This window comes from Corynebacterium sp. 5QC2CO (genome assembly GCF_024580435.1).
Classification (GTDB): domain Bacteria; phylum Actinomycetota; class Actinomycetes; order Mycobacteriales; family Mycobacteriaceae; genus Corynebacterium; species Corynebacterium jeikeium_D.
Window position 1 is genome coordinate 273,420 of the sequence record NZ_JANIKI010000001.1, and the last position, 23,914, is coordinate 297,333.

The window sequence follows — 23,914 nt, forward strand, 5'->3', positions numbered from 1 at the left end:
CAGCCTAACGACGAATCGTTGCGACAGTGGTCAGGTCAGCGGCCCACTAACCCCGAAAGTTCCCAGTAAGCGTTCTAGCCCTCGTAGTCGGGGACGTCGCGCCAAGCCAACTTGTGGCGGAGCTTGACATCGATTTCCGGCAGCTTGATGATGTGCGCGACGTTTTCCCACGGTGCCAGGCGGACGTAGTTGTCCTTGCCCCAGTTGAACTGGTTGCCGGTAATCAGGTCAGTGACATCCATGCGGTCGTGGTTGCGGAGACCAATGCGATCCATGTCGAGGTGCACGGTAGCTTCCTGGGCATTCCACGGATCGAGGTTGAGAACAACGAGGATGGCATCGCCGGTGACCGGGTCGAGTTTCGAGTAAGCCAGCAGGTTGTCATTGTCGATGTCGTGGAAGTGCAGGTTGCGCAGCTGCTGCAGAGCCGGGTGCTCGCGGCGAATCTTGTTCAGCGTGGCAATGAACGGCTCCAGCGAGTTGCCGGTGGCCAGTGCCTGGTCGTAATCGCGGCTGCGGAGCTGGTACTTCTCGCTGTCGAGGTACTCCTCGGAGCCCTCCTTAACCGGAACGTTTTCAAACAGCTCGAAGCCGGAGTACATGCCCCACAACGGAGATAGGGTTGAAGCCAGCGCGGCGCGGATGGCGAAGGCTCCACGGCCGCCCTTGACCAGGAAGTCATGCAGAATATCTGGGGTATTAACCCATAGGGATGGGCGAGCGATGTCCGCATGGCGGGTAATTTCCTCGCCAAATTCGGTCAGCTCTTTCTTCGTAGTCTTCCACGGGAAGTAGATGTAGGACTGAGTGAACCCAGCCTTGGCCAGACCGTAGAGGCGGGCCGGGGCGGTGAAGGCCTCGGCGAGGAAGATGACCTCCGGGTTAGTTTCGTGAACGGTTTCAATCAGCCATTCCCAGAAGTTGCCCGGCTTGGTGTGGGGGTTATCCACGCGGAAGACCTTGACTCCACGCTTGACCCAAAACTTCACTACACGCAGAACCTCTGCGTACAGGCCCTTGGCATCGTTGTCGAAGTTCAGCGGGTAGATGTCCTGGTACTTCTTTGGCGGATTTTCGGCGTAGGCAATGGTGCCGTCCGGCAGCACGGTGAACCACTCCGGGTGAGCCTTAGCCCAGGGGTGGTCCGGTGCACACTGGAGCGCTAGGTCGATAGCGACCTCTAGGTCGCGCTCCTTAGCAGCCTTGATGAATTCCTTGAAGTCCTTCTCGTCACCGAGGCTCGGGTGGATGGCGTCGTGGCCACCTTCTGCGGAGCCGATAGCCCACGGAGATCCGACATCGCCCGGTTCCGGGGTCAGGGTGTTGTTGCGACCCTTGCGGTTGATTTCACCGATTGGGTGAATCGGGGGCAGATAGACCGTGTCGAAGCCCATGCGCTGAGCGCGATCAAGCTGTGCAACCGCAGTCTTGAATGTGCCGTGTAGCAGCTCGCCATTCTCGCCGTAGCCACCGTTAGAACGGGGGAAGAACTCATACCAAGAGGAGTACAGAGCTTCGCGGCGGTCAACCTTGATCTTGCGGGTCTTTCCGCGGGTCAAAAGGTCGCGCACCGGGTGCGCCTGCAAAATGGCGCGGGTCTCGTCGGAAAGCGCGGCTGCAATGCGGGCGCGAAGATCGCCGTCGCCGCGCAGACCTGCGGCGATGGAGCGTAGGTGGTTGCGGTGGATAGCAGCGGCACCAGCGGCGGCGCGGTCGAAGAGAGTGGCGCCAATTTCTAGATCATTAGCGAGTTCAGCTTCGCTCTGACCGGCCTCGAACTTCTTGGTGATAGCGTTGCGCCACGTTGCCATCGGGTCGGACCAGGCATCAATGCGAATGGTCCACAGCCCGGGAACGTCTGGGACGAAGGTGGCGTTGACCTGATTTGGATCATGGTCAGAAAAGTGCATTGGAATGCGCTGTGAGCGGGAAGCAAAAGCTGATTCCTTTGGCCCCTTGACGTTGAGCGTGGCGTTCATCGCGTCGTGGCCTTCTCGCCAAATGACGGCGAAGGTTGGGACGACTTCACCCACTACGGCCTTCGATGGAGTTGCACCACCGTTGATTTGAGGACGGATGTCATCAATACCGATTCGACCAGTCATAAAAGACGTTCTCCTAATTGTCGGCGAGCTAGGTGAAAATCGAAGCAAAAACCATCTCGAGTGAACTCGATTTGCTCTCTACCGAGGATAGATGAGAATGTCCAAGCGCACATTTGGGCAAAGTTAGGGCACCATGGATGTGTGGCTGAATTGGAAGAAGACTTTAACGAAGATTTGCTACTCGACTTTCGCGACGTAAACCTCATCCGTGGTGGCCGTACGCTGGTCGGGCCGGTGGATTGGCAAGTAGAACTTGATGAGCGCTGGGTCATCATGGGGCCGAACGGTGCAGGCAAAACTTCTTTGATGCGCATTGCTGCAGCGGAGGAGTTCCCGTCTTCAGGGGTGGCCCATGTGATGGGCGAGCAGATCGGGCGCACCGACATGCGTGATCTGCGCACCATGATCGGTTTGACGTCATCGTCGATTGCTCACCGCATTCCCAATGACGAAAAGGTCGCGGACCTTGTTATTTCTGCCAGTTACTCCGTCCTGGGCCGCTGGCGTGAGACCTATGAAGAGATGGATTTCGAACAGCTCTCCGAGATTCTCGAGCGCATGGGCGCTGAGCATCTTGCAGACCGCACCTGGGGCACTCTCAGTGAGGGAGAGCGCAAGCGCGTACTCATCGCACGAGCCATGATGGTCAACCCCGAATTGCTGCTTCTCGACGAGCCGGGAGCCGGACTCGACCTCGGCGGTCGCGAGGACCTGGTCGGTTACTTAGGCGAACTCGCACTCGACCCGGATGCGCCGGCGATGGTGATGATTACGCACCACCCGGAAGAAATTCCGTACGGCTTCACCCATGCGATGCTCCTTGACGAAGGCAATGTCATCGCACAGGGGCTTATTGACGACGTCCTGACCAGTGAGAACCTGACTAAGGCTTTCCACCAGGAAATCGTCGTCGATCGCATCGATGATCGCTACTTTGCGCGCCGGGCACGGCCTGCTGGAAAGCATCGGAAGAAGTAGACGCTCATGGCGGTTCCGACACCTGAAACCCCGAATACGCCCGCGTCGCCAAAACTGGCAGCGACTGTGTTGCTGCTCCGTGACACTCACTGCGGGCTCGAGGTCTACGTTCAAGAACGCGTATCCTCAATGCGCTTTGCGGCCAACATGACCGTGTTCCCCGGCGGTGGAGTCGACCGGCGCGATTTCCCCGCTGTCGCGAATGAGGGCATGGCCGTGACTGAGCCGTCAGAAGCCGACCCCGAGTCGCGGATCGCGCGGGCTTTTAACGTCGACCGCGGGCGGGCGCACGCGCTCACCTGCGCGGCTGTACGTGAGACCTTTGAGGAAACAGGAACTCTGTTGGTTCGCGATGCTGGCGGTGAGATTGTCGCAGATGGCCACCGCTTCCACCGTCAGCGACGACAGTTGGAAGCCCACGAGTTGTCATTAACGGATTTCCTTAGCGATGAAAATCTGGCGCTCGATGCCGAACTCGTCAGTCCTTGGGCTAACTGGGTGACACCAGAATCCAACCCCATTCGCTACGACACCTATTTCTTCCTTGCAGCGCTTCCCGACGGTCAAAGAGCCGACGGTGACACCTCTGAGGCATCATCTTCAGGTTGGTTCCGCCCGACTACGATTTTGGATGGATGGCGCCGTGGGCTACTTGGCCTCATGCCTCCGACCTGGGCGCAACTGACTCGCTTGGACGGTGTCAGTACTGTGGCGGAGGCTCTCGAGGCGGCCAGAAACACTCCGGTGCGACGCACCAGTAGCGACTTCCTCGGGGAACCTTTTATGGATGAGTACTTTGCCGTTGCCACCCACATGGGGCATTTGCGCAAAGGTCTGAACCGTTAGTCGACTACTCGACCCCGTTAATCGGCTAACCCCTAATTGGAAGGAGATAACGAGTGTCCCTGTCCGCTGCAGAGGTGGCCGCTGTTGCTGCTCACCCGGAGTGGCTAGATGAGGCCGACCAGCTCGCGCTCACTAAAAAGTCTCTGATTGCAGACTCCGCGCATCTACGCCAGCACTGTGGCGAGTTTGGTCGCGCGGTCATTGAAGTCGCGGCAGCTAGGCGTTCGGCGGTCAGCAAACTGCCAGGGGACTGGATTTTCTCTTCCGAAGCAGCGCAACAGGCCACGCCCTTTGTCGTCGCGCTGGCTCGTGCTCGTAGGCTTGCGCATCTCGGTGTCGAAGCAGTGGCCGATGTGACCTGCTCCATCGGTACTGAGGTGGCAGCAATTGACCGTGAGGGCCTGACCGTTGTCGGGTCTGACCTCGACCTTGCACGCCTGGCCATGGCGCGGCATAACGTCGGCAAGGACATCTTCGCGCAGGCCGATGCCTTGCAACCGGCCTTAGACGCACCTGTCATTGTCGCTGATCCTGCACGCCGCTCCGGTGGTCGCAGGATTACCAACCCGGAGGACTTGCTTCCGTCGCTGCCGGCGCTCATAGCCACCTGGCCCGACAAAGAACTAGCTATCAAATGCGCGCCGGGGCTCGACTTCAGCGAGTGGAGCGGGGAAGTGGCGGTCAGTTCGGTGGACGGTGCGGTCAAGGAGGCGTGTCTATATACGCCAGGGCTGGCCGGAGTTACCGATGGGCAATCCGTAACGCGATCGGCGATGGTTATCCAGACCGTCGATAAGCATAGGCCGTTAGAGTTGTCGGCGGTGGACGTGCAGACCTACGACGACACCATGCCTGACGACATCGACGTGCGCGCTGCCGGTCGGTACATCATTGATCCGGATGGGGCGATTGTGCGCGCCGGGCTGGTGCGGCATTTTGCGGCGGCGCATGGGCTGTGGCAGCTCGATGAGCGGATTGCGCACGTCAGTGGCGATGTTTTGCCGCAGGGGATTGCCGGGTTCGAAGTTATTGAGCAAGTGGGATTGAAGCAGGTTCGCAAGGCACTGGCAGCGTTGGATTGCGGATCGGTGGAGATTCTCGTGCGCGGCGTAGACGTCAACCCCGACGCGTTGCGCAAGCAGTGGAAACTTAAGGGCTCCAGGGCATTGGCGGTGGTGGTCACGCGCATCGGACGGAGCGCGACGGCGTTTATCTGTCAGCCCCGGGAGATCGGTTAAGGACCGCTTTACGACGGAAAACTGGTGGGGGTAGCCCGTTGGGGATCGGTGTTTGCTGTCGGCGAATACTGCGGAGACAGCTGCAGTTGATTGCGTACTATTAACGTCTGACATGCGGAAATGGCATGTTGGCGGGCAGACTGTGCTCGTGGTGTAGAAAAAAATTTAAAAAAATAACGACATTGTTATCTGGATCACCTTCGCATTGGCGATAGGTTCTGTTATCTTCAACACAGACGACCTAGAGCGTGGCCTGGTTCACTTTATTGTGAGGCGGCTTGCGAAGTAAGGTCAGATAAACGTTCACCAGTAATCAACCAGTAAGGACGACAGAAAAATGCCGAACATCGTGGTTCTGGTCAAGCAGGTTCCGGACACCTGGTCCGAGCGTAAGCTCACCGATGACAAGTTTGTCCTCGATCGTGAGTCTGCAGACGCAGTTCTCGACGAAATTAATGAGAACGCTGTTGAAGCTGCCCTGCAGCTGAAGGAAGAGCACGGCGGAAACGTTACCGTCGCAACTGTTGGCCCGGATCGTGCCGTCGAGGCACTGCGCAAGGCTCTGTCCATGGGTGCAGACGACGCCGTCATTCTTTCGGACGACGCACTTGAAGGTTCCGACGCTGTTCAGACCGCATGGGCTCTGTCCAACGTCATCGACACTCTCGAGGATGTTGACCTCATCGTCACCGGCAATGCCTCCACTGACGGTGGCACCGGCTCCGTCCCGGCTATCCTCGGTGTCTACCGCGACCTGCCGGTTCTGACTCACCTGCGCTCTGTCGCTATCGAAGGTGACTCCATCACCGGTGAGCGCGAGGTCGAAGACGGCATCTACCAGCTCAAGGCATCCCTGCCGGCAGTCGTCTCCGTCACTGAGAAGGCTAATAGCCCGCGCTTCGCATCCTTCAAGGGCATCATGGCCGCTAAGAAGAAGCCGGTCACCGAGCTGACTCTGGACGATGTTGCTGCTGAGGCAGAGCAGGTTGGTCTCGAAAACGCTGCTACCGGTGTCACTGGCTCCACCCCGAAGCCGGCTAAGACCGCTGGTGAGCGCATTAACGATGAGGGAGACGGCGGCGCCAAGCTGGCCGAGTACCTCAAGGCCCAGAAGTTCATCTAAGGCGCTTGACGCGAATAGAAGACAAATAGAGATACAAGTAGGAGAAAGATCACTATGACCGACGTCCTCGTTCTCGTCGAGCACGCAAATGGCGAGCTGAAGAACACCACCGCTGAACTGCTGACCGCTGCTTCCGCATTCGGCACCCCGGCCGCAGTTGTCGTGGGTACCCCGGGTACCGCTGCTAGCTTCGCAGACACCCTGGCCTCCTACGGCGCTGGCGAGATTCTCGCTGCTGAGTCCGACGATGCCGACAAGTACCTGATCACCCCTGAGGTTGACGTTCTCGTCGGCCTGGCCTCCGAGCGTGAGGTTCCGGTGCTGGTTTCCGCTTCCGCAACCGGCAAGGAAATCGCTGGCCGCGTCGCTGCGCTGACCGGTTCCGGTCTGCTGTCCGACGTTGTTGCTATCAACGATGACGCTTCCGTTAAGTACTCCATCTTCGGTGGCGAGTACATCGTTGACGGTGTCGGCTACGGCGCATCCCCGGTCTACGCTCTGCGTCCGGGCTCCGTTGACCCGGAGGAGAAGTCCGGTTCCGCTGACGTTACCGAGATTGCATTCCCAGAGATCGGCAACAACGCCGTCGAGATCGTTTCCTTCGCACCGGCTGAGGGCGGCGACCGTCCGGAGCTGACCGAGGCTAAGCTGGTTGTTTCCGGTGGCCGTGGTGTCGCATCCGAGGATGGCTTCAAGAACGTTGTTGAGCCGCTGGCAGACGTTCTCGGCGCAGCTGTTGGTGCTTCCCGTGCTGCTGTTGACGCTGGCTACTACCCGGGTCAGTTCCAGGTTGGCCAGACCGGTAAGACCGTTTCCCCGGACCTCTACGTTGCTCTGGGTATTTCCGGTGCTATCCAGCACAAGGCAGGTATGCAGACCTCCAAGACCATCGTTGTGGTCAACAAGGACGAAGAGGCTCCGCTGTTCGAGATTGCTGACTTCGGTGTCGTCGGTGACCTGTTCGACGTTGTCCCGCAGGCTATCGAGAACCTAAAGTAATACGCACTTGCCTTAAGGCTGCTAGTTGCGTAAGGCTGCTGGCCGAGAGTCAACTCGGCTAGCAACTACCCGCTCGGGGTGGGCACAGATTTCCTGTCTGTTCCCGCCCCGAGCATTTTTTGGTCCTACTCATCTGTTCGTGCAGACAGTGAGGTTTAACTATGGCGGATAGTGAGCATAAGGCGCACGCAGCGTTATACTGCCTGCATGCTTAATGACCACATCGTTGCCGCTCCGGACGAGAAGAGTGAAATGAAGTCTGCTGCGAAGACCCGTCACTTTGTGGATCATGCCGCGACTACACCATTACGCCCAGAAGCGCGCACGGCAATGGTCGAGAACTTAGGTCTGGCCAACCCCTCGGGGCAGTACGCCACCGCACGCATTGCGAAAAAGGTTCTGGAAGAGTCCCGAGAAGAAATTGCAGGGCTGCTCGGTGCCGATCCCATCGAGGTAGTTTTTACTTCCGGTGGAACTGAGGCCGACAATCTAGCGATTTCAGGCCTGTACTTCAAGGCCTCTGGCTCGGACATTGTGGTTCCACCAATCGAGCACGATGCAGTGTTGAAGACATGTCACCATCTGGAAAAGGAACACTGGGCCAAGATTGTTGAGGCTCCTGTAGGTGCTGATGGTCGCGTTGACATGGTGCAGTTCCCGGAGATTAGTCGGCAGAACACCGCGCTGGTGACGTGCATGTGGGCGAACAATGAGACCGGCACCATCCAGCCGGTGGAGGAGATTGCCAAGCGGGCGAAGGAGGCTCGCGTGCCTTTCCATATCGATGCTGTGCAGGCAGCCGGACATCTGCCAATTGATTTCCACGCAAGTGGCGCCACTACAATGGCCATCTCCGCGCACAAGTTCGGCGGTCCCCGTGGGATTGGGGCGCTGCTTGTTCGTCGTGAAGCGAAACTTACCCCGCATAACAACGGCGGCGGGCAGGAACGCGGACTGCGTTCGGGCACGCAGGACGTGGCGTCGGCGGCGGGCATGGCGGCAGGACTGCGCGCGGCGGTGGACGCGATGGCGGCGGACAATGAACGAATCCGCGGTCTGACGCAGCAGCTCATCAGGGCAATCGCGCACATCGACGGTGCGATTATCCACACCAGCGAGCTCGCCTTGCCGGGGCATGTCTACGCCAGCTTCCCGGGCGCGGAGGCCGATAGTTTGATTATGCTGTTCGATGCGGCGGGAATTGACTGCTCTACGGGATCGGCATGTAGCGCGGGCGTTAACCGTCCCTCGCACGTGCTGATGGCGATGGGCGTTTCGGAGCCGCAAGCGCGGTCGTCGATTCGTTTTACGCTGGGGTACACCTCGACGCAGGCGGATGTCGACGCCGTCATTTCGGCGCTGCCGGAAACGGTCGAGCGGGCGCGGCGTGCGGGCATGGCTTAGTTTTTGCCCCGTGGTGGTACGGTGACACGTGCACAAAATCTAGAGGGGAAAGGTTGCAACGCAATGCGAGTTCTTGCAGCAATGAGCGGTGGTGTGGATTCTTCCGTTGCTGCGGCGCGTGCATTGGCCGCAGGTCACGAGGTCGTTGGCGTGCACTTGGCGCTGTCGAAAGATCCGCAGTCCGTTCGCGCCGGATCCCGCGGCTGCTGTTCGCTAGAGGACTCCGGCGATGCCCGCCGCGTCTGCGATGAGCTGGGCATTCCTTTCTACGTCTGGGATTTCTCCGAGCGCTTCAAGGAAGAGGTCATGGATGACTTCTACGACTCCTACGAGCGCGGCGAGACGCCGAACCCATGCCTGCGCTGCAATGAACGCATCAAGTTCGCCGCTCTACTAGAGCGCGGCATCGCGCTCGGCTTCGACGCTGTGGTCACGGGGCACTACGCTTTGCTTGGCGACGACGGCCTGTTGCGCCGCGGCCGCGATGCGAAGAAGGACCAGTCCTATGTCCTGGGCGTGCTGGATCGCGAGCAGCTGCAGCGCTCGATGTTCCCGGTAGGAAACACCGAGAAGCCAGAGATTCGTGAAGAAGCCCGCGGGATGGGACTAGGCACTGCCAACAAACCGGACTCTTACGACATCTGCTTCATCCCGGATGGCAATACCAAGGCGTTCCTGGGCGCGAAGATTGGCCGTCGTCCGGGCACCATTGTGGATAAGGAAACTGGCGACACCGTCGCTGAGCACGACGGTGTCTACGGTTTCACCATTGGTCAGCGCAAGGGGATTGGCCTGGCGGGGCCGATGCCGGATGGCAAGCCGCGCTATGTCACCGGCATTGATGCAGAGACCGGCACGGTGACAATCGGCACGGCTGCGGACTTGAATGTCAACGTGCTCGAGGCCGACCGTGCCATCTGGCTGGCCAACCCGGATGAGGTGCTCGCTGCCTCGGAGGCCGGCAAGCTGCAGGTGCAGGTGCGTGCGCACGGTCGCCCCATCGACTGCCGCATTGAAGTGCTGGCAGGACCTGACGATGACGTCACCGGACGCGGTGGCGCCTTCCGGCTGCACCTGAGCGATCCGCTTCGTGGTGTCGCTCCTGGTCAGGCCGCTGTTTTGTACCACACTGACACTGCGGGCGACTACGTGCTGGGCTCCGGTACGATTGTCTCGACCGCCCGTGAAGAGGACTTGTCGTGACCTCCTTTGTCGGCCTTGGCCCGATGCCGGGCCGCAATCCACACGAGGCGGCAGAGATTGTCATTGGCGAATGCCTGGAAGGTCACGTCACGCTACCGACGTTGCCCGCCCGTGGGCTCGGCGCCGATGCCGTGGGGCGCACGGCCGCCCTCATGGCTGACCTCGTCGTGGATAGGGGAGCGCGCTCCTGGAAAGTCGCCGACCGTCGTGGTCGCGCGAGTGCCTTGGCCACTGATTATCTCCACCGCGACATCGACGCGTGCGAGGAAGCGTGGGGACGCACCCCGCAGAAGATTCGCCTGACCTCTCTCGGCCCATGGACGATGGCGACTTCGGTGGAAAATGCCGCAGGCCATCTCATCGCCGTTGACCGCGGCGCCGTGAAGTACTTCGCGCAGTCGCTGGCCGCGGGATTGGCTTCCCACATCGCGGATGTCCGTCAGCGTTTCGACAGCGACATCGAGGTACTTTTGGCAGAACCCGCACTCGGCGCAGTCGCACAGGGCAAAATCAAGGCCCCGTCCATGCTGATGGGCAACGCGGGCTATCTCCCCGCCCAGGGGCACCGCGAGATCGCGGAGATCTTCCTCGAGGTCACGGGGCCGCTGCGTGACGACGACATCGAAGTGACCATCGCACTGTCTAGCCCCGATGGCCTGGCTGTTCAGGCCTTAGCGGATTCCGGTGCGGCCGGAGTGTGGCTACCTCGCAAAGAACTGACCACCACGCAGCAACTGGATTTTGCGGCTGCCGTGGTCGGTGCCGATATGTCCCTGGAGCTGGGTATTGTGCCAGTTACGGTCACGGAGCGAGAAGAGCACACGGGCGTCCCGGTGGCGACACCGGCTCGAGCACTCGCTGAGCAAGCAGCGCTGTTCTGGGATGAGCTGGGCTATTCGCGCCTACAGATTGCTGCGAGCCTCAATCTAGCGCCGATGGGCGGCTTTGCTGCCAGCTCCAATGAAGAAGCACAGGCGCAACTCGGTGCAGGCCGTAATGCCACGGAACTTCTTCGTCGGGCAGCCGGTGACTTGGCTCGCGACGAATAGCGACCTTATTCCACCAGCGTATTGAGGTAGTCGGCGAAGTAGGGAAGTGTGAATTCCACGTATCCCGTCGACGCTGACACAATCAGCTCGCGGTAAATCAGGTCATGGCGAAGCTGTGAGATGCCAGAGAGTTTGCGTCCCATGGTCTCTGCGATGGCGCTCGTGGCCACGGGCTTTCCATTGGGGGAGAGGCGCGCCATCGCTTTGAGAAAATCAATCTGGCGAGGTGGCACTTTCCGCAGGCTGGGCGCATGAACTTGCAGCCCGATGCGGCGGATGGATTCCGCTGCGGCATCCGAGACATGCTGAGCGGTAATGGTGTCCGAGTGGGCCAACCTGGCCTTAGCCCAAGCGACTGAGCCAATGGTCTGTATGAGATACGGGTAGCCGTGGCTGAGTTCAGAGGCCAGCTCGACGGCATCCTCGGTCATCGCGCGTTCGCCGAGTTCTGCAGTTCTGCGAATGATGTCCTTGGTGGTCTCCACGTCCAATCGGCCCAAAGACACGCGCTCGGCACGGCGTAAGAATGTTGCGCCCTCTAGCTGGAGCAAGTCCTCGATACCGCTGGGCAGCCCGGCTGCGACAAAGGCAATCTCCGCATCGTCGCGATTGAGGTCCTGGATTGCATGGGCAATTTCGTTGAGCTGTGCGGGGTCTGCACTTTGAACCTCGTCGAGAGTGAGCAAGATGCCGGATTCCTGCGGCATGAGGAGAGCCGAGAGATCCTGAAGTTGGCTGAGCAGATTCCTGCCGGGCTCGGGCTGAGATGTGCTGACTTCCGTCTTAAACCCGCCAATGCCGGCGATGGACAGGCCGGTGAGGTGACGGCCCTTGCCCGTCGGTGCACTGTCAATGGCACTGAAAGCGCGCGGAATGGTGACATCGGTGAGCTCAGAAATCATTTCAGAGCCGATGTGAGCACGCAGCACAATCCATCCCAGTTGCTTTGCTGTGGCTTCAAACTCGTTGAGAAGTACCGTCTTGCCGATTCCGCGGGTACCGGAAATTAGCGCGGTTCGCCAGGGATTACCGGGGCCTTCCGCCAGAGCCAGCTCAAACGAGTCCAGCTCGACATCGCGCCCACCGATGACGGCCGGGGATCGGCCGAATGTGGGGTGGAAAGGATTGCGCGGGATGGTGATGGCCTTGTCGTTGCGAGTGGTCACGCATCAATCATAGCAATGGATAATCCACATCGGCTTGGATAACTTGGATACGCCGCCGAATTTTGGATATTCGGTTTCCATTGGATAATCACAAAACTCTGGATATTGGGAGGGCCGGAGAGGGTGGGGGGAACCCGCTGCTTAGTCCATCGGCCACCCGAAGGTGAAGTCCGACGTATCCTTACCTTTTTCGGCCAGGTACTGCTGCAAGTTTTTCTTGTACCGGTAGTACGTGACTGCCTGGAGCTCCATCAGCTCTTCACCGGGCTTGGCCGTAATCTCTGGGTAGTGACGAGCCATGACCCACGCAATGCGGGCAGCGGCCAGTGCATCCTCTGTGGCATCGTGCCCGTGCATGTAGCCGAGCGAGACGAGTTCACCGGAGCTGCTATCGGGAGCTCTCCCCGCGAAGTAGCTGAGCAAGCTGCACGGCTATGGGAGGAATTAGGCTTTTCCCATCAGGACCGCGCAAGCAAGCTTTCCATTGCCCCTGTTTCCGGATTCGCGTACAGTGATGTCGATGAAACTATTGCCCAGCTTCGCGCGGGGCGGGAAGCGGCTGAGTTGATGCGTCGCGCTGCGGGGGATTTGTAATCCGCGTGGTAGCGGAGACCAAAATCGCTTCCACAGCGTCTTCATGCCACGCAATGTAGGTATCCAACTGTTCGTCGTTAAGCGAAAGTGCCTCTACGGCGGTGACGGCAGAGTTGACGATGTTTTGGATCGTGCGTGCGACGAGATATCCCTGAGATTCGGCGAGGCTGTCGAGTTCCGTGATTGCGACGACGAGAATGTCGTGCAGTTCGGCGTGAATCGCACCGATTTCGCGCTGAGCATCCTGGTGAAAGTGGTAGGAAAAGACAGCTGTCCGCCAAGCGTGCTTCGAGTCGCTAGCCATGCTGATGTTGGCGCGGACGAATGCGCGAGCTGCAGAAACAGGGTCCTTTGCCTCTTTCACCGACGTGGCGACAGTGGCTTTCCATTCGGGGAAGTCCCGTAGGACGAGCGCTGCAACCAGGTCATCGACGGTGTTGTAGTAGCGATAAAAACTGGACCGAGCAATTCCGGCCTCCTTCGCGATCTCACCCACCTTAAGGGGTGCCTCGATGTCGCTAACTGATTGTTTTGCGAGCAGACTGCTAGCGGCATCCATCAGCTTTTCATTGACTTGTCGACGGTGTTCGACAACGGTGGCTGCAGAAATTCTAGGCATAGTGAAATCCTTGGATTCTGAGAAAGAACGGAGCATTCGTTCCGCTGATTTTATAAGTCACAGTGTTCTCATAATCTCAGGAACTGGAGATAATCCACAAGAAAAATGCAGATATCCACCTAGAAAGGACACCCGCGTCATGTATCGGCGATTCAACGCCGCTTTATTTGGCACTAAACGACGCATGTGGCTCACTATCGTCGTTTCGTTGCTGGTAGTGGGGCTTCTGTCAGCCATCGCGCCCTCCGTAGACGACGTAAAGACGAATTCCGGCGACGGTCCGTCGGAAACTGCGCAGTCAGTGGAAGCGAAGAAGCGTCTCCAAGAGGCGTTTCCCACCGAACTAAATCTTCTGCCTGCCGTCGTAGTGTTGACGTCAGACTCTGCGAAGACCACTGAGAAGGCCGCGCACGATGTCCTCGCTGATCTGGCTGAGCGGGACGGCGGTTTTACGCGGGCACCGATTAGTCCCGTGTGTACCAGCCTGGGAAACCAGGTGCTTCGTGAAGGCAAGTGCATCCCGGGTTCATCGGAAGGAACTCGGAGCGAAGATGGAAAGACTGTAACCATCGTTGTTCCCATCGTGGGCGACGCTACTGAGAAGTCCTACCGCGATGACATTGATGCACTGCGCGAGGATATTGCCGCAATCGCTGATAATGCCGACAAAAACGGCAAGGTGGAAACGCACCTAACCGGCCCAGCGGGCATCGTCACCGATACGGTCAAGGTCTTTTCCTCTGGTGACCGAGTGCTCATGCTCGGAACCATTCTTTTGGTACTGGTTATTCTGCTACTGGTCTATCGCTCGCCAGTACTCGCAATCCTGCCTCTGTGGCCGTTGGCGTCGCAATGCGGCTGGCACAGAGCGTCGGTGCGTTGCTTGCAGATGCCGGTGCCATTGAAATCAGCTCGCAGACCGCATCGATTATGACAGTGCTGCTCTTCGGCGTCGGTACTGACTATGCGCTGATTATCAATGCCCGTTACCGTGAAGCACTGGCTGCCCAGCGAGAAAAGGGACAAGAGCTAGACCGTAATGCTGCCATGGTGGACGCAATGGGCCGTACTGGCGAGGTTCTCGCTAGCTCCGCAGGCACCATCATCCTGGCAATGATGGCGCTGCTGTTCACCAAGTCGCCAGCATTGCAAGGCTTCGGTCCATACCTCGCCATTGGTGTGGTCTCAATGGCCATAGTTGCTGCCGTGTTCCTGCCAGCGTTGTTCATTGCTGTGGGGAAGGCTGCATTCTGGCCGGGCGGATATGACAAGGCACTCCAGCGGGTCGACTCGAAGATGTGGACGAAGGTCGCCAATACCGTCGATAAGAAGCCGAAGGCCGTTTTGGCCGCAGGTCTGGCGCTGTTGATTGTGATGTCGCTGGGAGCGTTGAATTACAAGGAGTCTTTCAACTTCCTCACTGGCTTCCGCGTGGACACCGACTCTGCTGCAGGGCAGGAGATTGCGGCCCGCGATATTGGAGCGGGCGAAATCGCTCCGACCACGTTGCTTATCGAAGGCCAGGAGCTAAACCTGCCACAGCTGCAGCAAGCAGCTGAAGAAGTGGCAAAGAATGATTCTGCGAATATCGCCCGAATCAGCGTGACTTCCCGTGATGTCACCGATGACGGTGAGACAGCACGCATGACTGTTGTCCTCAATCAGGATCCATACATCACAGAATCCATGGAGCACTGGAACCCATCAGCAATGATGTGCGCGATGCGCTGAAGACAGCTGGTGCTTCCGCCGACACCGAAGTGACTGCGACTGGCGAAACCGCTGAGCTTAGCGACGTCCGCGCCGACCTCGATCGCGACATCAAGATGCTCGTACCAGTGATGATTGCCATCGTCGCAATCGTGTTGGCAGTGCTACTCAAATCCCTGCTAGCACCGCTGTACTTGGCTGCAACACTGTTGTTGTCGTTTGCAGCGACGATGGGTCTGACTGTCCTAATTGCCCTCAATATGCAGGGAGATGAGGGCATCGGTAACCGCGTTACTGCCTACATTCTGGTGTTCCTGATCGCGCTGGGCGTGGACTACACCATCTTTGTGATGAGCAGACTTCGGCAGGAGCTGAAGCACCACGATGTGCGTGAGGCAATGAAGATTGCTGTTGCCCGTACAGGTGGCGTGGTCTCTTCGGCTGGCCTGATTCTCGCGGCTACCTTCGCGGTGCTCATGACTCAGCCAATCCGTGAGCTCTACCAGTTCGGTTTGGGCTTAGCGCTGGGCATTTTGCTGGATACCTTCGTGGTTCGACCCTTCATTGTCCCGGCCATTGTCCGACTGATTGGCGACAATGCACTGTGGCCGACAAAGCCGAGCACGTTGCCCGCCGAATCAGGGGCACAGACAGAGGTGGAAACAGCCTCCGCGGAGAGCTAAAGAGGGCAGTGGGTGGTCGACCTTAAGCGTCGGTGACGTCGGTCGGCCATCCGAAAGTAAAGTCGGATACGTCACGGCCTTTATCCGCCAGATAGAGCTGCAGGTTCTTCTTGTACTGGTAGTACGCGACGGCCTGCAGCTCCATCAGTTCTTCTCCCGATTTTTCGGTCAGCTCCCGGTAGTGGCGCGCCATCACCCATGCGATACGCGCAGCCGCCAGGGCATCTTCGGTGGCATCATGTGCCCCGTCCAGGCGCACCTGATAATGGCGGGAGACATCAGTCAAAGTGCGCTTTTCACGACGTTCCGGGTCGAAGTAATTATCCAGCACAAAGGGGTCGACGACGAGGCCGTCAACAGTAAAACGGGGATCCTGTGAGCGCAGTACCGTCAGATCATAGGCCGCGTTATAGGCCACTACCGTCAGCCCATCGCGCCAGGCAGCTTTAAGACCCGCAATGGTATCCGCTAGCACTTCATCGTGCGGGCGCCCCTCCGCGCGAGCTTTTTCAGTGGTGATGCCATGCACATCAGACGCAGCTTGCGGAATTTCGACACCGGGATTAGCGAGCATGATGGTGGAATCTTTGCCCTGCTCAGTCAGTCGGACCAGTGCGGAAGTGACAATCTTGCAGGTGCGAGGATCCGTGCCGGTAGTCTCCAGATCAAACGCGAGCATGCGTCGCGGATCGAAATTATGCATGTCTCAACTGTAGCGGAGAGTGCGGATTCGCTGAGGGGCAGGAACAAGGTCAAGAGAATTTCCGTGTCCACCGGCGGATCCGGGCAATGACATAGAATGAGCGACGTGACTTCCTCGACCGATGAGAACTCCGACCTGTCAACCTCCGATTTGTCTTCGTTTTCCAGCGCCCCCGCCTCCGAGCCAGCGCCGGCGGACATCCGGGAGAAGTGGCAAGATCTAGCAACTCGCATTCGTGAAAACGCTGCGCTGTACTACACCGCGCAGCCGGTTATCTCCGATGCTGAGTACGACGAGATGTTCCGTCAACTGCAGCGGTTAGAGGAGCAGTGGCCCGATCTGGTGGTGCCGGACAGCCCCACGCAGCAGGTCGGCGCACAGGTCGAAGCGCCTGCCGACGGGGAAGTATTCGAGCCTGTCGAGCACCTCGAACGCCTTTACAGCTTGGACAATGTTTTCGATGAGCAGGAGTTGCGCGGCTGGCTGGCCCGCACCCCGGCCAGCACGTATCTGACCGAGCTGAAAATCGATGGCCTGTCTATCGACCTGGTCTATGAGAATGGCCGGCTTGTCCGGGCGGCCACCCGCGGAGACGGCCGCGTGGGGGAGAACGTCACCGCCAATGCGCGCACCATCGAAGATATTCCGCATGAAATCAGCGGCGAGAACATCCCCGAAGTGCTTGAGGTACGTGGTGAAGTCTTTATCTCGTTGGAAGAGTTCGAACGCATCAACGCCGATCGCGTCGATGCAGGCCAGAAACCGTTTGCCAACCCCCGTAACGCCGCCGCCGGTTCCCTGCGACAGAAGGATGTTGCAGAAGTGGCCAAGCGCCGGTTGTCCATGATTTGCCATGGAATTGGTCATATCGAGGGCTGGCGTCCGCAGTCCCAGCATGAGGCCTATCGGGCTTTGGACGAGTGGGGTTTCCACGTGTCGCCGTATACAAAGCAGGTTCATTCCGCGGATGACGTCGTCAAGCAGATGCAGTACTGGGGCGAGCACCGCCACGATGCCATCCACGAGATGGATGGGCTTGTGGTCAAGGTTGATTCCCTTTCCGAGCAGCGCGCGCTGGGCGCGACCTCGCGGGCGCCGCGCTGGGCGATTGCCTACAAGTATCCGCCGGAAGAGGTCACGACTGATCTGCTGGACATTAGAGTCTCCATCGGCCGAACTGGTCGTGCGACGCCATATGCCGTGATGAAGCCGGTCTTCGTGGCCGGGTCAACTGTCGAGATGGCGACGCTACACAACCCTTCTGAAGTGCACCGAAAGGGTGTGCTCATCGGGGACCGTGTGACTATCCGCAAGGCCGGTGACGTGATTCCAGAGGTACTCGGCCCCGTGGCCGATCTCCGAGATGGCAGCGAGCGAAAGTACATTTACCCGACTCTCTGCCCCGAGTGCGGTACTCGTTTGGCTCCGGCAAAGGACAGCGATGCCGATTGGCGTTGCCCCAATACCCGCTACTGCCCAGGTCAGCTGCGTCGTCGAATTGAATTCCTCGCCTCCCGCTCCGGGTTTGATATCGAAAACCTGGGGGAGAGGGGCGCTGCCGATTTGATTCATCGCGGCGTGCTTGACGACGAGTCCCGCCTCTTCGACCTCACCGAGGAAGATTTGCTCGGCACTGAGGTCTACACTACGGCTTCGCGGAAAACCCTGAACGCCAATGGTAAGAAACTGTTGGCCAACATCGAGGCAGCTAAGGATAAAGAGCTGTGGCGCGTATTGGTCAGCCTGTCCATTCGTCATGTGGGTCCAACAGTGGCGCGGACCTTGGCACAGAAGTTCGGCTCGATGGAGGCGCTGCGCGCTGCGAGCCGCGAGGAGATTTCGGCCATCGATGGCATTGGCGAGATCATCGGTGATTCCGTGGCTGACTGGTTCGAGGTGGACTGGCACCGCGAGGTTGTCGAGCGCTGGGAAGCTGCCGGTGTGCGTATGGCCGATGAGGTCGCCGATCGTCCAGATCAGGTGCTAGAGGGATTGACCGTGGTAGTCACCGGCTCTTTGGAGGACTTTACTCGCGACAGCGCGAAGGAAGCCATTATCTCCCGTGGTGGTAAGGCCGCGGGGTCGGTGTCGAAGAAGACCGACTACGTGGTGGTTGGCGAAAACGCCGGTTCCAAGGCCACAAAGGCCGAAGAGCTGGGCTTGCCCATCCTCGACGAGGATGGGTTCAAGCGGTTGCTGGAAACTGGTCAGGCCTAAATCTTGGTCTCTTCCAGCTTCCAGACCTCATTGGCGTAATCGCGGATGGTGCGGTCGGAGGAGAAGCGGCCCGAACGGATGATGTTCAGGAAGCACTTCTTGGCCCATGCCAGCTCGTCCCGGTAGTCTTCCGCCATGCGGTCGCGGGTCTCGCGGTAGTCAGCGAAGTCGCCGAGGACGTAGTAAACATCGGCCGGCTCGTACCCGTTGGACTCCAGCAGCGAGAAGTGCAGGTCGTGGAACATTCCGCTGCCACCGTCAGAAAAAGTTCCGTCGACAAGCGAATCGACAGCGCGCTTGAGCCCCGGCACCGTTTCGTAAGTGCCACGCGGGCTGTAGGTGCGGCGCAGCTCCGGCAGTTCCTCTTCCAGCGCACCGAAGATGTAGGCGTTCTCTTCGCCGGCGGCGTCGACGATTTCGACGTTTGCGCCGTCCATGGTGCCCAGCGTCAGTGCGCCGTTCATCATGAACTTCATGTTCGAGGTACCCGAGGCCTCCTTACCGGCAGTGGAAATCTGCTCGGAGACGTCGGTGGCCGGGATGATGTGCTCTGCCGGGGTGACGTTGTAATTCTCAACGAAAGCGACCTGCAGGCGGCCGTCCATGTCCGGATCATTATTGACCTTGTCCGCGATAGCATTGATGAACTTAATGATGGCCTTCGCGCGAACGTAGCCTGGGGCGGCCTTGGCGCCGAAGATGAACACGCGCGGTGGCACGTCCAGCGCTGGGTCTTCCTTGATGCGGTAGTACAGATCCAGGATGTAGAGCGCGTTGAGAAGCTGGCGCTTGTACTCGTGCAGACGCTTAATCTGGGTATCGAAGATGGCGTCCGGGTTCACCGAAATACCCTGGCGGTGCTCCAGCCAGGTGGCGAAGTCCTTCTTGTTCTCGTGCTTGATGTCGAGAATCTCACGCAACACGGCCTCGTCGTCAGCAAACTTCTCGAGCTCAGCGAGCTTGTCCAAGTCAGTGACCCAGGCGTCCGAACCCGACAGGCGAGTCAGCAGTGCCGACAGGCGCGGGTTGCACTGGTTGAGCCAGCGGCGCGGGGTGACGCCATTGGTCTTGTTGTTGAAGCGCTCCGGCCAGATATCGTGCCAGTCCTTCAACGTTTCGCGCTTAATGATCTCCGTGTGCAGGGCAGCAACACCGTTGATGGAGTACGCGGCGTAGCAGGCGATCCACGCCATGTGGATGCGGCCGTGGGAAATCGGCGCCATGTAGTCAATCTTGCCCTGGTCGAAGCCACGCTCTGCGAGGTCTTCGCGGAAGCGGCGGTCAATCTCGCGGGTGATCTCCAGAACGCGGCCGAAGAGACGGTCAAAAATGGAGTATTCCCAGGTCTCCAGTGCCTCTGCCAGAACGGTGTGATTGGTGTAGGCGAAGGTATTGGACACGACGTTCCAGGCGTCGTCCCAGCTCATATCGTGCTCATCCAGGAGCAGACGCATCAGCTCTGGGATAGCGAGCACCGGGTGGGTGTCATTGAGCTGAATGGAGTTGTACTTGTGGAAATCGCGCAGGTCCTCGCCGTGATTCTCGATGTAAGAATCAATCATCGTCTGCAGCGAAGCAGAGACGAAGAAGTACTGCTGGCGAACGCGCAGCACCTTGCCGTCATAGGTCGAGTCATTCGGGTAGAGCACGCGGCACAGGTCATGGACGCGCTCCCGTTCGACAATGGCGTCGGTGAAGCGCTGCGAGTTGAAGGCGTCATAGTCGAACTCACGCATCGGCTCCGAGTGCCACAGGCGCAGCGTGCCGACGTTATCGGTGCCGTAGCCGGTAATTGGCATGTCATATGGAACAGCGCGCACCACCAAGTCATCAAAGGTGACAATCTTGGACAGTTCCTCGCGACGAATGACGAAGGGGTAGCCCTCTTCCATCCACGGGTCCGGGTGCTCATCCTGGAAGCCATCTTCGAAGGTCTGCTTGAACAGACCGTAGCGGTAGAGGATGCCATAACCGGTCACCGGCAGATTCTGCGTGGCACAGGAATCGAGGAAGCAGGCGGCCAGTCGACCCAGGCCACCGTTACCGAGAGCGGCATCGTGTTCAGCCTCGAGCACGTCCGTCAGATTCTTGCCGTACTTTTCCACGGCAGCAGAGGCCTCATCTACCAGACCTGCATTGAGCAGGTTGTTCAGCAGGGCGCGACCCATGAGGAACTCGGCGGAGAAGTAGTGCTGCTGGCGGGTAGCAGCGTATGCCTCCGTGGTGCGCTGCCAGCTGTCCGCTAGGTCATCGACAACAACCCGTGACAGACCGGACCAGAATTCCATCTCAGTGGACGACTGGGGGACACGGCCGGACTCGGCACGAATGTGGGATCCGACGAGGTCACTCAAGTTCGACATCAAAGAAGCTCCTTATTGACTGGTATCAGTTCCAGACTTTACCGCTAAGCGTGAATCACTGCGCTCCATAGGGGAGGAGTCATAGGGTAAGAGCTTCGAGCAGAAGGGGGCATCCCTCAGAGGGAGGGGGCAGCCCATTAGCCGCTGCTAGTCGATAATCGCGCCGACAATCGTGCCAATACGTCCCAAGTGCTCAACCTCACTTGGCAGGAAGTCCGGCCCGCCGGGCCGGCCAATGACTAAAACGAGACCCTTGCCCATTGGAGTAGCGGCAATGGAGGAGTCCATAACTGTCCAGTCCTCCGGTAGCCACGTTTCCTCGTCCGGATCCAGGTTTCGCGGCGAGTCAATCGGGGCTTCCGGCAGAGTCCGGCCGTTATCCTCTGGAGCAGCGGTAGAGGAAGCGCGACGTACCCACCGGCCATCGCTCTGTTCGCCCAGGACAATAGCCCAGCCGGCAGTCATAGTCTGAGGCAGGCCGTCGACGACATCTCCGAGGGCACGATCCAAGTTCTTCGTGTGCTGTGAGAACTTGGCCAGCAGCGCAATCTGTCCGCGGCGGTCGACAGAGCCGGAGAAAGGCCTAATTGAATCGACTTCCACTCCGCTAATGGACTGAGCCGCTGTAATCAGTGTGTCCGGTAGTAGGCCCATGGGCAGGTCAACCACGATGTCGTCAACAACAACGCCATTAGCGCCGTAATCTACGACGTCGACACTGCGAATATCACCTTCTACTTCGCCCAGGGCAGCCGCGACGTAGCCAAGTGCGCCTGGTTCGTCGGGAAGCTGGATGCGAAGTAGGTAACTCATGGCTGTATGCACAACCTTTCGAATAATTGATAGTGATTGTTGCGGTGTAACTATAGAAGTAGTGATTTAGGCTACAGGGTAAACCTTTGAAATGTAAGACCCTGCGGACAACTGCTTGGCGACAACGACTACTGTTGGCAAGTACAGCCCGCTCGCGCGGTTCAAAATCAGTTTCAACTAAACTTCTGTGCACTAGCTTCGTACGAAGAAATGAAAGGGGTACTAGCGTGCCAGCTATCTCACGCGATGAGGTCGCCCACCTAGCGCGATTGTCCCGTCTGGCTCTGACTGACGCGGAACTCGACGAGTTCGCCGGTCAGATCGACGGCATTATTAACCACGTCCAGGCCGTTCAAAAGGTGGCTGCGGATGATGTTGAACCGATGAGTCACCCCTCTTCGCTGTCCGGTGTGATGCGCGAGGACGTCGTCAAGCCGACGCTGACTGCGGAGCAGGCGCTGGACCAGGCGCCGTCGCAGGATCGCCAGCGGTTCGAAGTTCCCCAGATTCTCGGTGAGTAGGAGTACGTGGAAGAAATGACTGCAGCTAACCCGAACCTGCATGCCGCTGTTGCTGAGGACCCGATTCTGGGGCTGAGCGCTTTTGAGCTCGCACAGAAGATTCACGCTCGTGAGCTGACCTCGGTAGAAGTTACTCAGGCGTTCCTCGACCGTATCGCGGCAATTGATGAGGACATTCACGCATTCCTGCACGTCGGTGCCGAAGAGGCCCTGGCTGCAGCTCGCAAGGTCGATGAGTCGCTGGATGCTGGCGAGGAGCCGACCTCCGCGCTGGCCGGTGTTCCGCTGGCGCTGAAGGATGTCTTCACCACCACCGATGCGCCGACCACCTGCGCTTCCAAGATGCTCGAGGGCTACATGAGCCCTTACGACGCAACGGTTACTGCCAAGCTGCGTGCAGCTGGCATCCCGATCCTGGGTAAGACCAACATGGATGAGTTCGCCATGGGCTCGTCGACAGAGAACTCCGCTTACGGTCCGACTCACAACCCGTGGGATGTCGAGCGCACCGCAGGCGGTTCCGGTGGTGGCTCTTCCGCGGCGCTGGCCTCCGGTATGGCTCCGCTGGCTATCGGTACTGACACCGGTGGCTCGATTCGTCAGCCAGCAGCTCTGACCGCAACGGTCGGTGTGAAGCCGACCTATGGCACGGTATCCCGCTACGGCCTGGTCGCTTGTGCCTCCTCGTTGGACCAGGGTGGCCCGACCGCGCGTACCGTTCTGGACACCGCGCTGCTGCACGAAATCATTGCTGGTCACGACGAGAATGACTCGACCTCCACGGAGCAGCCGATTGCCGATGTGGTTGCTGCTGCCAAGGAAGGTGCTACCGGTGACCTCACGGGGGTTAAGGTCGGCATCGTCAAGCAGTTTGACCGCATCGAGGGTTACCAGGCCGGTGTACTGGACAGCTTCCACGAGGCCGTCGACAAGCTGAAGGAAGCTGGCGCGGAGGTCGTCGAGGTCGATTGCCCGAACTTCGACCACGCACTGAGCGCGTACTACCTGATTCTGCCGTGTGAGGTCAGCTCCAACCTGGCTCGTTTCGACGGCATGCGTTACGGCCAGCGTGTTGGTGATGACGGCACGCACTCCGCCGATGAGGTCATGGCTATGACCCGTGCCGCTGGTTTCGGCGATGAGGTGAAGCGCCGCATCATCATCGGTACCTACGCGCTATCGGTCGGTTACTACGACGCTTACTACATCCAGGCACAGCGCGTCCGTACCCTGATTCAGCAGGACTTTGAGCGGGCCTTCGAACAGGTGGATGTCCTGATCTCGCCGACCACTCCGACCACTGCGTTCAAGTTGGGCGAGAAGGTTGACGACCCGCTGAGCATGTACATGTTCGACCTGTGTACTTTGCCGCTCAACCTGGCCGGCATGTGTGGCATGTCCGTGCCGTCGGGCCTGGCTGAAGACACCGGCCTGCCGGTGGGCCTGCAGATTATGGCTCCGCGCCACGGTGATAATCGGCTGTACAAGGTCGGCGCTGCCTACGAAAAGGTTCGCGGCCCGATTGCATAAAAGCGCTCAATAAGCGTTAGTCGGTTTTCTGCAACCGTCGTTTTCTCACC

19 protein-coding genes and 1 pseudogene are annotated in these 23,914 nt (G+C 59.0%); 13 read left to right on the forward strand and 7 right to left on the reverse strand.

From position 1 onward, the window contains the following. Positions 1 to 74: 74 nt before the first annotated feature. On the reverse strand, positions 75 to 2,105 hold the full coding sequence (locus NQ014_RS01280; RefSeq protein ID WP_257073187.1) for an alpha-1,4-glucan--maltose-1-phosphate maltosyltransferase: 2,031 nt from the start codon (positions 2,103 to 2,105) through the stop codon (positions 75 to 77). A 141-nt stretch (positions 2,106 to 2,246) separates the two neighbouring features. On the opposite strand from NQ014_RS01280, the gene NQ014_RS01285 reads away from it, so the two are divergent. From NQ014_RS01285 to NQ014_RS01320, 8 genes are all read left to right on the forward strand, one after another. Further along, positions 2,247 to 3,083 (forward strand): ABC transporter ATP-binding protein, encoded by an 837-nt coding sequence (locus NQ014_RS01285; RefSeq protein WP_048735276.1) that lies wholly within the window; start codon positions 2,247 to 2,249, stop codon positions 3,081 to 3,083. 6 nt (positions 3,084 to 3,089) lie between these two features. Next, positions 3,090 to 3,929: an NUDIX hydrolase gene (locus NQ014_RS01290; protein ID WP_257073189.1), complete on the forward strand. Its 840-nt coding sequence runs from the start codon at positions 3,090 to 3,092 to the stop codon at positions 3,927 to 3,929. Positions 3,930 to 3,982: 53 nt separating this feature from the next. Then, positions 3,983 to 5,167, forward strand: coding sequence for an SAM-dependent methyltransferase (locus NQ014_RS01295; protein ID WP_257073191.1), 1,185 nt, complete (start codon positions 3,983 to 3,985; stop codon positions 5,165 to 5,167). Between the two features lie 337 nt (positions 5,168 to 5,504). After that, entirely contained in the window at positions 5,505 to 6,290 is a 786-nt protein-coding gene (locus NQ014_RS01300) for an electron transfer flavoprotein subunit beta/FixA family protein (protein WP_016422470.1), read from the forward strand. 54 nt (positions 6,291 to 6,344) lie between these two features. Continuing rightward, positions 6,345 to 7,289: an electron transfer flavoprotein subunit alpha/FixB family protein gene (locus NQ014_RS01305; RefSeq protein ID WP_070549672.1), complete on the forward strand. Its 945-nt coding sequence runs from the start codon at positions 6,345 to 6,347 to the stop codon at positions 7,287 to 7,289. A gap of 252 nt (positions 7,290 to 7,541) precedes the next feature. Then, positions 7,542 to 8,693, forward strand: a complete 1,152-nt coding sequence (locus tag NQ014_RS01310) for a cysteine desulfurase family protein (RefSeq protein ID WP_257073359.1) — start codon at positions 7,542 to 7,544, stop codon at positions 8,691 to 8,693. A 63-nt stretch (positions 8,694 to 8,756) separates the two neighbouring features. Then, positions 8,757 to 9,896, forward strand: a complete 1,140-nt coding sequence (gene mnmA / locus NQ014_RS01315; protein WP_048735286.1) for a tRNA 2-thiouridine(34) synthase MnmA — start codon at positions 8,757 to 8,759, stop codon at positions 9,894 to 9,896. Continuing rightward, a complete protein-coding gene (locus tag NQ014_RS01320; RefSeq protein ID WP_257073194.1) occupies positions 9,893 to 10,945 on the forward strand; it encodes a methionine synthase in 1,053 nt (350 codons plus the stop codon). The genes mnmA and NQ014_RS01320 overlap by 4 nt, the downstream gene beginning before the upstream one ends. Positions 10,946 to 10,950: 5 nt before the next feature. On the opposite strand, the gene NQ014_RS01325 is transcribed toward NQ014_RS01320, so the two are convergent. From NQ014_RS01325 to NQ014_RS01335, 3 genes are all read right to left on the reverse strand, one after another. After that, positions 10,951 to 12,111, reverse strand: coding sequence for an ATP-binding protein (locus NQ014_RS01325; protein WP_257073195.1), 1,161 nt, complete (start codon positions 12,109 to 12,111; stop codon positions 10,951 to 10,953). A 141-nt stretch (positions 12,112 to 12,252) separates the two neighbouring features. Continuing rightward, positions 12,253 to 12,534 (reverse strand): hypothetical protein, encoded by a 282-nt coding sequence (locus NQ014_RS01330; protein WP_257073196.1) that lies wholly within the window; start codon positions 12,532 to 12,534, stop codon positions 12,253 to 12,255. A 103-nt stretch (positions 12,535 to 12,637) separates the two neighbouring features. Next, positions 12,638 to 13,324 carry a TetR/AcrR family transcriptional regulator gene (locus NQ014_RS01335; protein WP_257073197.1) on the reverse strand — a complete coding sequence of 229 codons (687 nt, stop codon included), beginning with the start codon at positions 13,322 to 13,324 and terminating at the stop codon, positions 12,638 to 12,640. A gap of 184 nt (positions 13,325 to 13,508) precedes the next feature. On the opposite strand from NQ014_RS01335, the pseudogene NQ014_RS01340 reads away from it, so the two are divergent. Then, a pseudogene (locus tag NQ014_RS01340) lies at positions 13,509 to 15,055 on the forward strand (MMPL family transporter). Continuing rightward, a complete protein-coding gene (locus NQ014_RS01345) occupies positions 15,040 to 15,717 on the forward strand; it encodes an MMPL family transporter (protein WP_257073198.1) in 678 nt (225 codons plus the stop codon). The pseudogene NQ014_RS01340 and the gene NQ014_RS01345 overlap by 16 nt, the downstream one beginning before the upstream one ends. A gap of 22 nt (positions 15,718 to 15,739) precedes the next feature. On the opposite strand, the gene NQ014_RS01350 is transcribed toward NQ014_RS01345, so the two are convergent. After that, a complete protein-coding gene (locus tag NQ014_RS01350; protein ID WP_257073199.1) occupies positions 15,740 to 16,420 on the reverse strand; it encodes a 3'-5' exonuclease in 681 nt (226 codons plus the stop codon). A 96-nt stretch (positions 16,421 to 16,516) separates the two neighbouring features. Here NQ014_RS01350 and ligA point away from each other — a divergent pair, with 96 nt between their 5' ends. Then, positions 16,517 to 18,637, forward strand: a complete 2,121-nt coding sequence (ligA, locus tag NQ014_RS01355; RefSeq protein ID WP_257073200.1) for an NAD-dependent DNA ligase LigA — start codon at positions 16,517 to 16,519, stop codon at positions 18,635 to 18,637. Here ligA and NQ014_RS01360 read toward each other — a convergent pair. Both NQ014_RS01360 and NQ014_RS01365 read right to left on the reverse strand, forming a co-directional pair. Further along, positions 18,634 to 21,000, reverse strand: coding sequence for a glycogen/starch/alpha-glucan phosphorylase (locus NQ014_RS01360; protein ID WP_257073201.1), 2,367 nt, complete (start codon positions 20,998 to 21,000; stop codon positions 18,634 to 18,636). The genes ligA and NQ014_RS01360 overlap by 4 nt on opposite strands. A gap of 147 nt (positions 21,001 to 21,147) precedes the next feature. Further along, positions 21,148 to 21,813 (reverse strand): amino acid-binding ACT domain protein, encoded by a 666-nt coding sequence (locus tag NQ014_RS01365; RefSeq protein ID WP_048735304.1) that lies wholly within the window; start codon positions 21,811 to 21,813, stop codon positions 21,148 to 21,150. Positions 21,814 to 22,040: 227 nt separating this feature from the next. Here NQ014_RS01365 and gatC point away from each other — a divergent pair, with 227 nt between their 5' ends. Next, on the forward strand, positions 22,041 to 22,334 hold the full coding sequence (gene gatC / locus NQ014_RS01370) for an Asp-tRNA(Asn)/Glu-tRNA(Gln) amidotransferase subunit GatC (RefSeq protein ID WP_005509328.1): 294 nt from the start codon (positions 22,041 to 22,043) through the stop codon (positions 22,332 to 22,334). 15 nt (positions 22,335 to 22,349) lie between these two features. After that, positions 22,350 to 23,864: an Asp-tRNA(Asn)/Glu-tRNA(Gln) amidotransferase subunit GatA gene (gene gatA, locus NQ014_RS01375; RefSeq protein WP_257073204.1), complete on the forward strand. Its 1,515-nt coding sequence runs from the start codon at positions 22,350 to 22,352 to the stop codon at positions 23,862 to 23,864. The last annotated feature ends 50 nt before the right edge of the window (positions 23,865 to 23,914 follow it).

Bases quoted from the DNA above. Each gene is read 5' to 3' on its own strand.
- NQ014_RS01305 (WP_070549672.1), top strand. From the start codon at position 6,345: ATGACCGACGTCCTCGTTCTCGTCGAGCACGCAAATGGCGAGCTGAAG.
- NQ014_RS01350 (WP_257073199.1), bottom strand. From the start codon at position 16,420: ATGCATAATTTCGATCCGCGACGCATGCTCGCGTTTGATCTGGAGACT.
- NQ014_RS01310 (WP_257073359.1), top strand. From the start codon at position 7,542: ATGAAGTCTGCTGCGAAGACCCGTCACTTTGTGGATCATGCCGCGACT.
- ligA (WP_257073200.1), top strand. From the start codon at position 16,517: ATGAGCGACGTGACTTCCTCGACCGATGAGAACTCCGACCTGTCAACC.
- NQ014_RS01290 (WP_257073189.1), top strand. From the start codon at position 3,090: ATGGCGGTTCCGACACCTGAAACCCCGAATACGCCCGCGTCGCCAAAA.
- NQ014_RS01335 (WP_257073197.1), bottom strand. From the start codon at position 13,324: ATGCCTAGAATTTCTGCAGCCACCGTTGTCGAACACCGTCGACAAGTC.
- NQ014_RS01365 (WP_048735304.1), bottom strand. From the start codon at position 21,813: ATGAGTTACCTACTTCGCATCCAGCTTCCCGACGAACCAGGCGCACTT.
- mnmA (WP_048735286.1), top strand. From the start codon at position 8,757: ATGCGAGTTCTTGCAGCAATGAGCGGTGGTGTGGATTCTTCCGTTGCT.
- NQ014_RS01300 (WP_016422470.1), top strand. From the start codon at position 5,505: ATGCCGAACATCGTGGTTCTGGTCAAGCAGGTTCCGGACACCTGGTCC.
- gatA (WP_257073204.1), top strand. From the start codon at position 22,350: ATGACTGCAGCTAACCCGAACCTGCATGCCGCTGTTGCTGAGGACCCG.
- NQ014_RS01280 (WP_257073187.1), bottom strand. From the start codon at position 2,105: ATGACTGGTCGAATCGGTATTGATGACATCCGTCCTCAAATCAACGGT.
- NQ014_RS01360 (WP_257073201.1), bottom strand. From the start codon at position 21,000: ATGTCGAACTTGAGTGACCTCGTCGGATCCCACATTCGTGCCGAGTCC.